Annotated in this window: 10 protein-coding genes; 5 read left to right on the forward strand and 5 right to left on the reverse strand. The window is 67.5% G+C overall.

Annotated features, from left to right (window positions below; all coding sequences use genetic code 11):
- Window positions 1-498: 498 nt before the first annotated feature.
- Together WFI00_RS17260 and WFI00_RS17265 are read left to right on the forward strand one after the other, a co-directional pair.
- Window positions 499-1,041 (forward strand): hypothetical protein, encoded by a 543-nt coding sequence (locus WFI00_RS17260; protein WP_336627547.1) that lies wholly within the window; start codon window positions 499-501, stop codon window positions 1,039-1,041.
- Window positions 1,034-2,128: a hypothetical protein gene (locus tag WFI00_RS17265; protein WP_336627546.1), complete on the forward strand. Its 1,095-nt coding sequence runs from the start codon at window positions 1,034-1,036 to the stop codon at window positions 2,126-2,128. Before WFI00_RS17260 ends, WFI00_RS17265 begins: the two co-directional genes overlap by 8 nt.
- 118 nt (window positions 2,129-2,246) lie before the next feature.
- Here WFI00_RS17265 and WFI00_RS17270 read toward each other — a convergent pair whose 3' ends face one another.
- The 4 genes from WFI00_RS17270 to WFI00_RS17285 all read right to left on the reverse strand — a co-directional run bounded on the left by WFI00_RS17270 (window position 2,247) and on the right by WFI00_RS17285 (window position 8,182).
- On the reverse strand, window positions 2,247-3,812 hold the full coding sequence (locus WFI00_RS17270) for an SLC13 family permease (RefSeq protein ID WP_336627545.1): 1,566 nt from the start codon (window positions 3,810-3,812) through the stop codon (window positions 2,247-2,249).
- 2 nt (window positions 3,813-3,814) lie between these two features.
- Window positions 3,815-5,329 (reverse strand): leucyl aminopeptidase, encoded by a 1,515-nt coding sequence (locus WFI00_RS17275; protein WP_336633514.1) that lies wholly within the window; start codon window positions 5,327-5,329, stop codon window positions 3,815-3,817.
- Window positions 5,326-6,954, reverse strand: coding sequence for an MFS transporter (locus WFI00_RS17280; RefSeq protein ID WP_336633515.1), 1,629 nt, complete (start codon window positions 6,952-6,954; stop codon window positions 5,326-5,328). The genes WFI00_RS17275 and WFI00_RS17280 overlap by 4 nt, the downstream gene beginning before the upstream one ends.
- 211 nt (window positions 6,955-7,165) lie before the next feature.
- Complete coding sequence (locus WFI00_RS17285) at window positions 7,166-8,182, reverse strand: AI-2E family transporter (protein ID WP_336633516.1); 1,017 nt, start codon at window positions 8,180-8,182, stop codon at window positions 7,166-7,168.
- A gap of 229 nt (window positions 8,183-8,411) precedes the next feature.
- Here WFI00_RS17285 and WFI00_RS17290 point away from each other — a divergent pair, with 229 nt between their 5' ends.
- From WFI00_RS17290 to mobF, 3 genes are all read left to right on the forward strand, one after another.
- Window positions 8,412-8,909, forward strand: coding sequence for a hypothetical protein (locus WFI00_RS17290; RefSeq protein ID WP_336627541.1), 498 nt, complete (start codon window positions 8,412-8,414; stop codon window positions 8,907-8,909).
- Window positions 8,910-9,337: 428 nt separating this feature from the next.
- Window positions 9,338-9,868, forward strand: a complete 531-nt coding sequence (locus WFI00_RS17295) for a hypothetical protein (RefSeq protein ID WP_336627540.1) — start codon at window positions 9,338-9,340, stop codon at window positions 9,866-9,868.
- 108 nt (window positions 9,869-9,976) lie between these two features.
- Window positions 9,977-13,522, forward strand: a complete 3,546-nt coding sequence (gene mobF, locus WFI00_RS17300; RefSeq protein WP_336633517.1) for a MobF family relaxase — start codon at window positions 9,977-9,979, stop codon at window positions 13,520-13,522.
- Between the two features lie 51 nt (window positions 13,523-13,573).
- Here the strand turns inward: mobF and WFI00_RS17305 are convergent, their stop codons facing one another.
- Window positions 13,574-14,209 carry a DNA-processing protein DprA gene (locus WFI00_RS17305; protein ID WP_336627539.1) on the reverse strand — a complete coding sequence of 212 codons (636 nt, stop codon included), beginning with the start codon at window positions 14,207-14,209 and terminating at the stop codon, window positions 13,574-13,576.
- Window positions 14,210-14,320 lie beyond the last annotated feature (111 nt).

Consider the following 14,320-nt stretch of genomic DNA (forward strand, 5'->3'; position numbering starts at 1 on the left):
GAGTGTGACGCTTCCTGCTGTTCGTCATGATCTGACCAGTCTCCCTGCCCGGACCCCCGGGCAACAGGACGACTCACACAACCACCGGACCTACCGAACGGGGTCAGCCCAACATCTTCTTCGGGGGCGTCCTGTCAGCCTTCGTCGGCGCCCTCGCAATGACCCCGATGGCGGGATTCGTATCGCGATTGCCTTCTGGGCCGGCTGCGCCGGTCACCTTCCTTCCAGGGTTCTGGATGCTGGTGCCTGGTGCTCTGGGCCTGGTTGGCGTCACAACGATTCTCGACGGCGACGGGAGTGGCGCTGCGACCATCGTGACGACTGTGTCGACCATGGTCGCTATCGCACTCGGCATCCTGTCCGGTTCGGGGCTCAGTGGACGCTTCCGCTCACCCCGAACGCTCATCTGAGTCTCGGTCCAAAACTGAGCAACAGACAGTGGCCCCCCATCGACATCATGGAGTTCGGGCCGATCACCCGAAGGAGAGGAGCTGTGGAATGACCGCTGATTCAGGGACCGTGGTGTCCCTTGTGCTCGAGGACCTGGACGAGCTGTTCACGCCGCGGCCCGTTGACCCGCTCCACGGCAGGTTCGATGACAGGACGGGATTCGAGTACCTCGTTGAGACCGTGGATGGCTCCGCGGATGGCCTGCGGATCGACATCACCGTGACGGGGTCTACGGACGAGCGGCGTTCGGAGAGGCAGATAGCGGACGCCCTGGGAGGGTTCGCTATTGCCCACTCGGAGCGCCTCGAGTCGGAGAAGGCGCGGATACGACGTCTCGGGTTCAGGGAGCTCTTGTTCGGTCTCATCTTCCTTGCGGCATGCCTGCTGGGTGGCAGCGCGGTGGCGGTGCTCGACATCGGTCCCCACTGGGTACGCACCTTCCTCGGGGAGGGCCTCGTGATCGTCGGATGGATCGCCCTCTGGCATCCTGTCGACATGCTGTTCTTCGAACACCTCCCTCTTGCACGGGAGCAGCGGGTCCTCGCCCGACTCGCAGCCGCGTCCGTACGATTGGTCGGCGCCGATGACTGACGTGCACCGCCCTCTGACCGAGGCCGCGGAGCCTGCGCGATCCTTGCGCGTGGAGTCGCAGGCAATCTACGTGGCACTCATCGCGGGATCACTCGGCGCGCTCGCCGGGCTTATCCTCGCGCTCACCGTGCCGCCGCTTCCCATGGCCGGCGATTGGTCGTTCGGGGCTGTCCTCGCGGTGATGGCCGCCGCCACGGCAGCGGTCGCGGGAACGATCGGCTATTGGGGTGGCCGCACTGCGCACGGACAGGAATGGCGGCAGAACCTGTCTTCCGTCACGTTCACGATCAACACGATCGCGGTGGTCCTGGTTCATGTCGTCCTGGCCGCGCTGACCGTGCTCGTCGTCTACATCGTTTTGGGGCTGGGGTTCGTCGGACTCCTGGTCGATCTGTTCTGGTCGGTCGTTTTGGCGGCCGTGACGCTCGGCTTGACCGGCTACATCACTTACCTTTCGGTGTCTCGGATGACGACGCAGCGGATGTCGACCCTGCTGATGGCGTTCGTGGCTATCGGCACCATCGCTGCGATGATCACCACAACTGATAAGTCGTGGTGGGGGACGCATTTCAGTCATCTCGGGACGTTCTGGTCCGTCTCCAGTCTGCTGTTCAACGGGACACTCGTGGTCGGCGGGCTTCTCGTGACCGCGTTCGCTGTGTACCTGGCGAACGACCTCCGTGCACTCGTGAAGCGTGGGATTCTGCAACGGGCGAGCAGTTCCCGGGTCATTTCGATCATGTTCATCGTGATGGGCGTCATGCTCGCCGGCGTAGGGCTCGTCCCGGTGAACGTGAGCCGGCCGATCCACAACATCTGTGCGAGTGGCATGGCCGTCATGTTCATCGGGCTGCTCGTCGCGGGCCCGTGGGTTGTTCGTGGGATGCCGCGCGCCTATTTCATCGCGTCCGGGGCGTTCCTGGCGGCGGTGCTGCTTTCGACGGCGTTGTTCGTGGTCGGGTACTTCGGCCTGACAGCATTCGAGATCATCGTTTTCGCTCTGGTCTTCGGTTGGATCGCCGTGTTCATCCGCTTCCTCGGCGTCGCCGACCAAGCCACCGAGGCGACGTCCGGACTCGGCGCCTGACACCCGTCGACCGCGCATCACCCACATCGCGCCGTCGGCCCGTGTCGACCGAAACAGAGTGCAGCGCCGATACCATCGCCTCGTTCTCCCGAAGCACGGTCGGCGTCATCCAGTCTCGTCAGCTGAACGGCCAGATGAGCGGTACGTAGTAGACGGCCATGGCGCCGAAGAAGATCGCGAGGGGGAGTCCGAGCTTCCAGTAGTCGCCGAACCGGTAGCCGGCGGGCTTCATGACCATGAGGTTGGCGGGCGTCGCGATCGGAGTGAGGAAGGACGCAGCGCCGGCGACCGTCAGTGCCATCATGAACGGCTGTACCGACGCGTGCAGACCTGAGGCGACGGCCACCGCGACCGGTGCGACGATCAGCACGGTCGCGGTGTTGCTGATCACCTGGCCGAGCAGGATCGTCAGGACGACGACGGCGAGTAGCGCGGTTCGTGGGCCGGAGTCGCCGACGACCGTGATGAGCCAATGGGCGACGAGTTCGGCGGCGCCGGTGGTCAGGAACGCGGTCGACAGCGGGATCATGCCGGCGACGAGGACGACGGTCGTCCAGGAGATCGACCGGTATGCCTGGTTCACCCCTACTACGCGGGTGACCACGAGCGATCCCGCGGCGAGCATCGCGGCGGCGGCGGGCGGGACGAGCCCTGTCGCGAGGAGTACGACCATGAGCGCGAGGATGACCATGGCACGCTTGGCGCCCCTCCCGAGCGGGACGGAGCGGCGCAGGGCGCTGGGCGCGTCGACGACCATGACGTCGCTGGACTCCGTGTGGCGGGTCAGGTCGTCCCAGGAGCCCTGCAGCAGCAGCGCATCGCCCGCGTGCAGGGTGACTTCGCGATCGTGCAGGACCTCCGCGCCGCGGCGTGCACCGAGGATCACGAGGTCACCGCTCGGGCTTGCCATGCCGGGGAACACACGGGTGCCGATAAGTGGTGAGCGGGGCGGGATGACGATCTCGCTGACGCCGCTCGCGGGACCGATCAGCGTCTTCGTCTCGAGAGTGACGTTGTAGTCGATCTTCAATCGTCGGGTGAGCCTGCTGAGGTCCGTGGGCATGACAGCGCTCGGACGCAACGGCAGCAGCATTCGACCGAACAGCACGATGATCAGGATCGTGCCGATCACGAGCGGGATACCGACGAGCGCGAACTCGAAGAACCCGAACGGGCGGCCGCCGCTTTCCGCCGCGCGCTCCGACACGATGATGTTCACCGGTGTGCCCGTCAGCAGCAGCATGGAGCCCGCGTGCGCGGCGAACGCGAGGGGCAACAATAGCTGAGACGAGGCGATCCCTGCGCTGCTCGCGACCACGATGACGAGGGGAAGTAGCGCCGCAACGGCTCCGTTCACGCTGATGAGCGCAGTGAGCCCCGCCACGAGCAGACACACGACGAAGAGGATCGGGGTGCGCTTCTTGCCTGCCGCGCCGATGACCTTCTGACCCGCCCACGCCGTGACCCCGGTGGCGTCGAGCGATTCGCTCACGATGAACAGTGCCGCGATGAACAGCACGGTCGGATCTCCGAACCCGGCGACCGCCTGTGGGAACGTCAGGACGCCGGTGAAGTACAGCGCGAGGGAGACGCCGACCGCAACGATCCCCAGGGGGATCCGGTTGCTCGCGAACGCGATGATGGCGAGCAGGAGGATCCCGAAGGTCGCCGCGATGGGATCCATCGCTAGCCCGGCAGCGCGAAGTCAGCCGCGACAGCCGCGAGCAGGCGTGCCCCGAAGCCAGTGGCGCCGGACGCGCGCCACGAGTCGTCCTTGTCGGACTGCATTGTGCCGGCGATGTCGAGATGGGCCCACGGCGTCGCCCCGACGAAGTGGTCGAGGAACAGCGCCGCGGTCGTCGCGCCGGCGTACTTGCCGCCGAGGTTCGAGATGTCGGCGATCTCGGAGTCGAGCTGCGGCCGGTACGTGCGCTCCAGCGGCATCCGCCACACCTGCTCGCCGGTGGCCACGGCGGCGGACTCCACGAGCGCCGCCATGCGGTCGTCGTTCGCGAACACCGGTGCGGTCGCCTGTCCGAGCGCCATCAGCGCGGCACCGGTGAGGGTCGCGATGTCGATGATGGCGTCCACGCCGTCCTCGTTGGCGAGCGCGATGGCGTCCATCATCACCAGGCGGCCCTCCGCGTCGGTGTTCTTGACCTCCACGGTGGTGCCGTTGCGGGCGACGAGGACATCGCCCAGCTTGTACGCCGTGCCCGAGGGCATGTTGTCCGTGCACATCAGCCAGCCCGTCACCGCGGCCGTGGCGCCGAGGTCGGCGAGCACGGTGAACGCGCCGAGAACCGCCGCCGCGCCGCCCATGTCCATCTTCATGAGCAGGTGCATCGGGTCGCTCGGCTTCAGGCTGATGCCGCCCGAGTCGTACATGATGCCTTTGCCGACGAGCCCCAGATGGCCGCTCGGCTCACCCGCGGGCGTGTAGGACAGCTTGATCATGCGCGGCTCTTCCACGGAGCCCTGATTGACGCCGAGCAGGCCCCCGCAGCCGAGCTCGATGAGCGCCGCCTTGTCGAAGACCTCCACCGCGAAGCCGAACCTGGCTCCGAGCCCTTCGGAGATGCGGGCGAGGTCCGTGGCGGTGAGGTGGCCAGGAGGCGTGTTCGTGACATCGCGTGCGACGACGGCCGCACGGGAGGCGAGCCGCCCGGCGGTAAGGCCCGCCCTCACCTCGTCTGCATGGGCGCCCGCAAGGTCGATGGTGAAAGACTCGAGCGGGATGTGCTTCGACGCGCTCTGCAACGCCGTGTAACGGTAGCGCGCGAGCACCGCGCCCTCGGCGATGGCCGCCGCCGCCGCGCGGGGCTCGGCGGTGCTGCGGTCGACGACGAGCGCGACGCGCGCGCTGCGGGGTGCGGCGCGCACGAATGCGGCGGCGAGATCGCGCAGCTTCGCGGTATCCAGTTCCGCGGCATCCCCCGCGCCGACGGCGACGACGTCGGGGCCTTCTTCTCGAGGGACGAAGAGCGTCTTGCCGACCGCGGTGGTGAAGCCCGCCCGGGTGAGCGCGTCGCGGTCGAGCCCCAGGGCGGGGGCGACGTCGCCGTCGAGGAAGACGGCATAGCCGACCGTCTGCACGTCGCCGGGCGCATCCCCGGCGGTCAACACGATGGCGTCGAGCGCGTCGAGACCTGGTGTCGTTGGGAAGTCGGCAGGGATCAGCTTGTTCGCGCTACGGGTCATCGCTTCGTCTCCTCAGCAGTCACAGCCGCGGGATTCAGCGGCACGGATTCGTCGATGTCGTCGGGGTCGTCCGGCTCGAGCCGCTCCGGAAGCTCGCCGTCGATGCGTCCGGGCATTCTCAGCGCAGGCACGATGGCGAGCGCCGCGAGCAGTGCGAGGCCCATCAGCGACCACTGCAGCGAATGCAGCCGCGCATCCTCGTTGATCGCGATCGCCGCGGTCTTCTCCGCCTCGGAGGCGGTCGTGCCGTTCAGCACCGCTTCCAGCTGGGCGTTTGTGAGGAAGTCGGCTTGGTCGATGCGCACCTCGCTGATCAGCTGTTGCGAGATCTCCGGATGCGCGACCGCGGAGCTTGCGAGCGTGGACGCGAGGATGCCGACGGCGAATGCGCTGGCGACGGCGATGCCGACCGAACCGGACAGGTTGTGGACCAGGCCGCGCCAGGCGCCGACGTCGCCCGCGAGCTGCTTTGGGGCGGCGGAGAGGAGCGTGTTGAACACGAGGGCCACGATCGATCCCTGGCCGAGGCCGAGGAGGATGAGGCCGATCACGATGAACGCCTGGCCCCAGTCGCCGCGGATCGTAGAGGCCAGCAGGGTCAGCGCACCCGCGACGACGATGAAGCCGGCCGACGCGAGCACGCGCGGGGGGAAGCGCTTGTACAGGTATGCGACGAACGTTGATGCGAGGAAGATCGAGATCGTGTAGGGGATGATCGAGAACGACGTCTGGATGCCGGACAGCCCCTGGACGACCTGCATGTACAGCGGGATGAGGAAGTTCGCCGCCGTGCCGACGAACAGCATGATCGCCATGCACGCGGTGACCGCGAACTCGCTGCTGGTCGCGAGCACGCGCAGGTCGAAGATGCGCGAGCGGTGTTCGCGTTGCCGTTTGGATACCCAGAGGAAGAAGAGTTGTCCGATGATCAATCCCAGGACGATCAACACCGGCGCGGGGGAGATGCCGGCGATCGAGAACGGGGCCTGGTCGGTGGCGCGCCACACCCCCCACGAGTTCAGGCCGGAGAACCCGAAGCTGAGAAGGATAATCGCGACCGCGGCGAGCACGGCGCCTGTCCAGTCGATCTTCAGGTTCGGCTGGGCGGGGACCTTGCGCACGCCGAAGCTGAGCACCAGGTTCAGGACGCCGAGGGCGACCATCAGAGCGAACGACCAGCGCCATCCGATCGTCTCCGCGAACCATCCGGCCAGCAGCAGGGCGAGAATGCCTGCAAGCGGGATCGCCGCCGCCAGGAGGCCGATCGCCTTGCCCTGACGCTCGCCGTGGTAGTTCGTCGCGATGAACACGGTCAGGGCAGGGGCGATCAGGGCGATCACGGCACCAGAGGACGCCTGAGCGATGAACAGCATCGCCGGACTGACGCTCAGCGCCACGCCGGCCATTGCCGCCGCGTGGATCGCCACGGCGATCTGGAAGACGCCGCGCGTGCCGAAGCGGGCCCCGATCTTCGCGCCCAGCAGGATGAACGCCGCCATGGCGAACGTGCCGGCCGTGATCGCGGTGCCGACCGACGTCGCCGGGGTGTGTAGATCTGTCGTGATGCCGGCCATCGACACGGTGAGGGCGTTCACTGCGAAGGAGGCCTGGATCTGCGTCAGCACCACCACGATGAGCGGTAGCCATGACGCTCGTGGTTCCGCCGCTACGGTCGTTGACCCTTCGGGTGCAGGTCTGGTCATCTCTTCGTCGCCTTTCGCGCGGTCCTTCGCAGGGTTCCGTGTCCGGATTCTCCGTGGGGGAACTGCGCCTCGCGCTCCGCTGGCCCGATCCTATGGGACGAGAACGACGGCAGCGGATAGGCACTTGTAGGGGTTATGACGCTGACGTCCGGGCATCCTGCCGCGGCACCACGACCTGTCGCACGACGATCAGAACAGAGGCGGTGACAGGAATGGCCACGAGGGCCCCCAACAGCCCCATGAGTGCGGCTCCGACCATCGCGCCGATGATCACGAGAATGCCCGGTACCGCCACCGCCCGGCCCATAATCCGCGGCGTCGTGTAATACGCCTCGACCTGGATGAAACCGAGGTACAGCACGCCGAACACGAGCGCGGCCCAGGGACTCACGAACAGCGCCGCAGTGGTGCCGATCACGAGGAAGACCAGCGAACCGATGAGCGGGACGATCGTGATGAAGAACGCGCCGATCGCGAGTAGGAGTGCGATCGACGATCCGATCGCGAACTGCAGGATGAAGACGACCACGGCGTTGATCGCCGCAACGGTGATTCCGCCGGACACGACACGGCCCACCAGCGAGGTGATCTGATCGACGAGCTCGCCGAATTGCACGCGGCGGTATGCCGGGACGATCTGGGTCAGGGCCTGTTTCATCGGCTCCAGCGCGGACACGAAGTACACGGTCAAGACCATCACGATGACGGTGGATGAGACAGCTCCGATTGCGCCGGTCCCGATCTTCAGCAGGCCACCTGCGATTGCGACGAGGGATGTGAGGTCGGCAAGGCTCCGGACGAGGTCGCCGATGATCGCATGGACGTCGATTCCCCAGATCTCCCGGATTTCCTGCACCCATGCGGTCGCGCCGAGCTGTCCAATCTGGGCGGGCGCATTGTGTACCGCGTGTACAAGTTCCGCGACGAGCGGCGGGATGATGAAGAGGATGATGGCTGCGAATACCAGCACGACGGCTGTCACGACCAGGGTGAGGCTCGCGGTCCGGCTCAGCCCGTGTCGGCCGAGGAGATTGATGAGGGGCAGGAGCCCGAGGGCGAGGAACAGTCCGAGGAAGACGGAAAGGGCGACTGCGCCGAGCGACGCGAATGTCAGAGCGAGGCCGACCGCGACGAGCACCCCCAGCGCCACGACGAGCCCGGATGCGAAGGGTCGTGCAGGCACAGTGCGGAAGAGGCGGTGTGCTTGTTCCGAGGCGTCATCTGTGCTCGCTTGGTGCCTCGGCGCTGCGTCAGGAGCGCTCACTCATGATCCCCTTCCGGCGTGCTGGTTCTTTGCGCCAATTGCGTTGTGTGGACTGCGCTTGGCGGGGCTCGAGGGGTGCCTTAGTCGGTGTCGAAACCGGGTGTTACTGTGAGGCATGGAAGATTCCCTCTGGGTCCTGAAGCGGTCAGAACTCGACCTCATTCGTGAAATCGAGCCGGATCGGATGGAGCAGCTCGACGAAGACGAACTCCTAGCGTTGCACAAGCGCATCCGGAGGGCGCGTAACAAGCATGTCAGCAACTACCGCCGTAAGGGCGCCAAGCGCGTTGCTGAAGAAGGCGGTCGCGGCGCCGCCCGACCCGGCAACAAGAAGTCCCTCCTGCGGGCGGAGGTCTTCGAAGAGGCGTTGGCGCGGGTCTCCGACCGGCTCGCTGTCGTCGCTCACGAAGAGGCGGAGGCGCTCAAGGCCGAACGTCTGGCGCGGGCGCAGAAGGGCAAGTGGTCCGGTCCCGAGTCCCTCGGTGTAACCGACGGGGGAGTTGCGGATGCCGGCCGCATGCGATCGCACGAGAAAACTACCGGCGGTCTAAAGCGTGACGCATCCAGCCGTTCCCAAGGCGCTGCCCGCCAGGCCAAACGCGATTCGCGGTAGGAAACCCAGCTCCAACGATCCATGAGGTCGCCTGCCTTCAGGAAGTGCTTGCCGCAGTCTCCGGAAGTTCGGCCTGCGCCTGCCCTCACGAGGATGAAGCTCATGCAGTCGTGTGCTTCGGGTGACGCGGGGCGTCGATAGCGACGGGTCTCCGCGCGCAGGGGCCACCGCGTCGCTTGGCGAACGCCGGTCTCGCGGCCTCCAGGTGCGCGAGCGCTCCGAATCGCGATCCGGCGATCCATGGCGCGCCGAGGCGATCCCGGTTCCACGCACCTTCGAGCGCGGCGGCGATGACCTGGCCTGCTCGGAGTCACCTCGGCCCATCTGAGCCACCACACGTCTTTCAGACGAGGACCGAGCAGGCTTCCCGGAGGTGTCCGGGCTCCGTGAGACCCTTGTTCTTGACAGTCAACGAACGGAGCAGACCAGTGGCCAGCGGCTTCAAGATCAATAAAGAAGGCATCCGCCAGTTCACGCGCGAGCTGGAGCGGGAGTTCGCGAAGAATCCGGTCCGCATCCCTGTCGAGGCCGACTCATCCACGGTTGGCGCCGCTGGCGCGCTGACGGTGAACAACTACCACGGGCCAGTCGTTACGGTCACTGGAGGCAATGCGCAACTCGCGTGGAACAACGCCGGTGATGTATCCCAGACCCAGAAGAAGGTCGAGCAGATCGCACCCGGCTACGAAGACCTCGCGCGGGCCCTGACGGATCTGCTTGCCGAACTTACATCCTTCGGCCTTGGAGACGATGAGCAAGAGGCGCGATCGCAGGCAGAGGCTGTCTTGGCAGAGGTCGTCAAGACTGACCCGGATCAGGGCGTGATCAGGCGAGGGCTGACGATGATCAAGGGATTGCTCGCTCCGATCGCCGCGGGAGTCACAGCCGCGGTTACCGCCGAATCGACCGAAGCGGCGCGTCATACAATCGAGGTACTTGGCAGCAGCCTGCCGCTCTGACGACTCGAAGCTGACCGACCACGGCGGTTGCCGTCGCAGTCTCATACGATCGGCTACCCGCCGCGTGACCTGTTCGGTTCTCCGCACCTGCTGTGCGTGACGGTTTCGATGCGGGTGATGTCGGCGGGCGACGGCTACAGGTACCTCTTGAAGTCTGTCGCGGCCGGCGACGGTGACCGCTCGTTGTCCACTCCGCTGACCCGCTACTACGCCGAGGCGGGCACCCCGCCGGGGTTTTGGATGGGCTCGGGGCTGGGCCGGCTCGGCCACGGTGAGCTGGCGCAGGGCGCCCGGGTCTCCGAAGCCCAGCTCCAGCTCTTGATCGGGATGGGGCACGATCCGCTCACCGGCGACCCGTTGGGCCGCGCCTACCAGCAGTTCGATTCGGTCGTGGAACGGATCGAGCAGCGCGTGAATGCCTTCAGCTCCGAGCTGGGGCCGGCCGCGCGGGCGCAGGAGGTCGCCGCGATCGAGGCTGAGGAAGCCGAGCGTGGCACCCGTCGCGCCGTGGCCGGTTATGACTTCACGTTCTCGGTGGCGAAGTCGGTGTCCGCGATCTGGGCGGTCGCCGACGCGGGCACGCAGACGTTGATCGCGGACGCGCATCACGCGGCAGTTGCAGAGCTGGTTGCGTTCCTCGAACGCGAGGTTGCAGCGACCCGCGTGGGCGCAACCGGCCCGGACGGAGCGGTTGCGCATGTCGATGTCGCCGGCGTCGCAGCGGCGGCATTCGACCACTACGACAGTCGATCTGCCGACCCGCAGTTGCACACGCACGTCGTCATCAGCAACAAGGTGCTGACCGTGCAAGACGGCCGCTGGCGCACCCTCGCCGGCCGGCCAATGCACTCGGCGGTCGTCGCGGTCTCCGAGCTATACAACGCGGCACTGGCCGACCGGCTCGCGCGCACGCTCGGAGTCGAGTGGGCAACGCGGGAACGCGGTCGGGATCGGAACCCGGCCTGGGAAATCGAGGGCGTGCCGGACGAGCTGATCGGTGAGTTCTCCACCCGCTCCCGGCACATCGAGGCCGAGAAGGATCGCCTGATCGCGGAGTACGTCGCCCGGCACGGCCGGCAGCCGTCCGCCCGGACGGTGCTGAAGCTCCGGGCGCAGGCGACGCTCGCCACCCGGCCGGACAAGCAGCTCAGGTCGCTGGCCGACCTCACCGGCGAGTGGCGACAGCGCGCAGGCCGGGTGCTCGGGCAAGACGCGACCGGCTGGGCGCGCACCCTCACCAGGACCGCCGCCGAGGCACCGCGCGCGGCGCTGCGCGCTGACGACGTGCCGCTGGACGTGGTGGGCGAGGTCGGGCAGACCGTGATGGAGACGGTCGGTGAGAAGCGTTCGACCTGGACTCGCTGGAACCTGCACGCCGAAGCGTCCCGGCAGTTGATGGGGTGGCGGTTCGCGAGCATCGAAGATCGCGAGGCGATCACCGGGCTCGTGGTCGACGCCGCCGAGCGCGCCTCCCTGCGGCTGACCCCGCCCGAGCTCGCGACCAGCCCGCTCGAGTTCCGCCGCCCGGACGGCACGACCCGGTTCCGCCCACGGCACTCGACCCTGTTCTCATCCGAGACGCTGCTGGCCGCCGAAGACCGCCTCCTGGCCCGCGCCGCCGACACCGGCGGCCCGGTCGTGTCGTTGGAGGTCGTGGAGAAGGTCACCAGCCGACCCGACTCCCAGCACCGGATGCTGGGCGAGGATCAGGCCGCGGCGCTGGCCGCGATCGCCCTCTCCGGCCGGGTCGTGGATGTCCTGGTCGGCCCGGCCGGTGCGGGAAAGACCACGGCGATGAACGCATTGCGCCGTGCCTGGGAGAAGGAGCACGGCCGCGGCTCCGTGGTTGGGCTCGCGCCTTCGGCGGTCGCCGCGCAGGTCCTCGCCGACGACCTCGGGATCGCCACGGAGAACACGGCGAAGTGGTGGGACATCCACATTCGCACCGGGGCGACCTTCACCGCCGGGCAGCTCGTGGTCATCGACGAGGCATCCCTGGCAGGCACCGCCTCCCTCGACCGGATCACCAACGAGGCGGAGCAGGCCGGCGCGAAAGTGCTCCTGGTCGGAGACTGGGGCCAACTCCAGTCGGTCGATGCCGGCGGCGCGTTCTCGATGCTCGTCCACGCCCGAGACGACACCCCGGAGCTGAGCGACATCCACCGCTTCATCCACGCGTGGGAGAAGACGACCTCTCTGCAACTCCGCCACGGGCGGCCCGAAGCGATCGACACCCTCATCGACTACGACCGGATCACCGGCGGCGAGGCTGAGGCGATGATCGTCGCCGCCTATCGGGCGTGGCAGCGTGATGTTGCCGCCGGGCTCGCGTCGATCCTGGTGGCCGAGACGCACGAGACGGTGACCACGCTCAACGCGAGGGCGCGGGCGGATCGGATCATCGACGGCGCTGTGAACCCGGCCCGGGAACTGCCCCTGCACGACGGCACGGCTGTCTCCGCAGGCGATCTGGTCATCACCCGGCACAACGATCGCCGGCTTCGCAATGGCCGAGCCTGGGTCCGCAACGGTGCCCGCTGGATCGTCACGCAGGTCCGCGAGGACGGATCGGTCAGCATCCGCCCGGCCGGCCGCCGGTTCGGCGGCGGGATCGTCCTGCCCGCCGACTATGTGGCCGAGTACCTGGACCTGGGCTACGCGGTCACCGCGCACCGCGCGCAGGGCGTCACGACTGATACCGCGCACGCGGTCGTCACCGCGACGACGACGCGGGAGAACTTCTACGTCTCGATGACCCGCGGCGCCCACAGCAACCACGCCTACGTCGCCGTCGACCGGGAGGACTACGAGCACGCGACCCCGCATCCCGGCGACAGCCCGAACGCCACAGCACGCAGCGTCCTCGACGGCGTGATCCAGCACGTCGGCACCGAACTGTCGGCGCACGAGACGATCACCGCCGAGCAGGAACAGCTCGGCGGAATCGCGCAGCTCGCCGCCGAGTACGAGACGATCGCGCAAGCCGCCCAGCACGACCGCTGGGCCGCCCTCCTTGCCGCATCGGGTCTGACCGGCGAGCAGGTCGATGCCGTGCTCGACTCCGACGCCTACGGTGCGCTGTCGGCCGAGCTGCGCCACGCCGACGCCAACCATCACGACCTCGACACCCTGCTGCCCAGGCTCATCGCCGCGCGCACACTGGACGACGCCGCCGACATCGCCACCGTCATCCATGCCCGTCTCGCCCGCGCCACCATCCGGCCGGCCGGGTCCGGCCGCGCCCGCAAGCCGGCCCGCCTCATCGCAGGGCTGATCCCGCACGCCGGCGGCCCGATGGGCGAGGACATGCGCCGCGCCCTGGACGAGCGTCGTGACCTCATCGAGGCCCGCGCTGACGCCGTGCTTCGTGGAGCCCTCGCCGACAAGAGCCCTTGGACGGCGAGCCTGGGTCCCGTACCCGAGGACGAGAGGCAGGACGGGGCGTGGTGGCGCGCCGGCCGCATCATCGCGGCCTACCGCGACCGGTACCAGATCGCCGACGACCGCTCGCCGCTTGGTCCGGCACCGGAGAGCACCAGACAGAAGATCGACCGCACACGAGCCGAAGCATCGCTCAGTGCACTCACCCCGAGCACGTCGCGTGAGCCTGAACGCGACATGGCGCGGGTCGCGGATCGCGGCTTGCGCTTGTGAGTATCCCCGATCCGACACGCGACGTGGTGCAATGCCGGACCGATCACGTTGCTAGATCGAGCGGGGCGGCATTCCCGTCCCGGAACGGTCGATCCGGTGTCCGCGCCCGAACTCCGCTCGGTTCAACACGTCGGGAATTGTCGAGTCGGTGTCGAGAAGGGCGACGACGTCGCTGGCCTGGGTGATGACAGACGCGAGCCCTTGCTTGATGAGTTCGTTCGGGCCGGTGCTGGCAACGCTTGTCACAGGGCCGGGCACTGCTCCGACACCCCGCCCGAGACTCCGGGCATTGCGGACCGTCGTGAACGAGCCGGAGCGCACCCCGGCTTCAGGTATGACGACGGCGCTGGTCAGCGCCGCCATCAGCCGGTTGCGAGCCTCAAATCTGTGCTTGGTCGGCGCGGTTCCAGGAGGCAACTCGCTCACCAGCAGGCCAGCGTCCCCGACCCGGTCCAAGAGTTCACTGTGTCCAGCCGGGTACCGTCGATCCAGGCCCGTCGCGAGCACTGCGATCGGCTGGCCCGCTGCTGCGAGAACGGCACGGTGCGCAGCTCCTTCGATGCCGTAAGCGCCGCCTGCGACAACCACCCGCTGCTCATCGGCGAGGCCCGTTGCCAGTTCGCGCGTGACATGCTCCCCGTAACCGCTCGACGCCCGAGCACCGGTGATCGCGACCCGCTCACTCAACCCCGATCCACCATGTCGGGTGCGGTTCGTGGGCGTGCCGTGAAGTGAAATGTCCTTCTGGTCTGGGAAAATGTTGATTGTCTAGAGCAACGTTTACCAGTCCGGAAGGAC

It is taken from the genome of Microbacterium sp. MMO-56 (assembly GCF_037146215.1).
GTDB lineage: Bacteria > Actinomycetota > Actinomycetes > Actinomycetales > Microbacteriaceae > Microbacterium.

What these genes read in the sequence shown, in the direction of transcription:
- WFI00_RS17260 (WP_336627547.1), top strand. Translation starts at nt 499, where the DNA reads ATGACCGCTGATTCAGGGACCGTGGTGTCCCTTGTGCTCGAGGACCTG.
- WFI00_RS17265 (WP_336627546.1), top strand. Translation starts at nt 1,034, where the DNA reads ATGACTGACGTGCACCGCCCTCTGACCGAGGCCGCGGAGCCTGCGCGA.
- WFI00_RS17270 (WP_336627545.1), bottom strand. Translation starts at nt 3,812, where the DNA reads ATGGATCCCATCGCGGCGACCTTCGGGATCCTCCTGCTCGCCATCATC.
- WFI00_RS17275 (WP_336633514.1), bottom strand. Translation starts at nt 5,329, where the DNA reads ATGACCCGTAGCGCGAACAAGCTGATCCCTGCCGACTTCCCAACGACA.
- WFI00_RS17290 (WP_336627541.1), top strand. Translation starts at nt 8,412, where the DNA reads ATGGAAGATTCCCTCTGGGTCCTGAAGCGGTCAGAACTCGACCTCATT.
- mobF (WP_336633517.1), top strand. Translation starts at nt 9,977, where the DNA reads ATGCGGGTGATGTCGGCGGGCGACGGCTACAGGTACCTCTTGAAGTCT.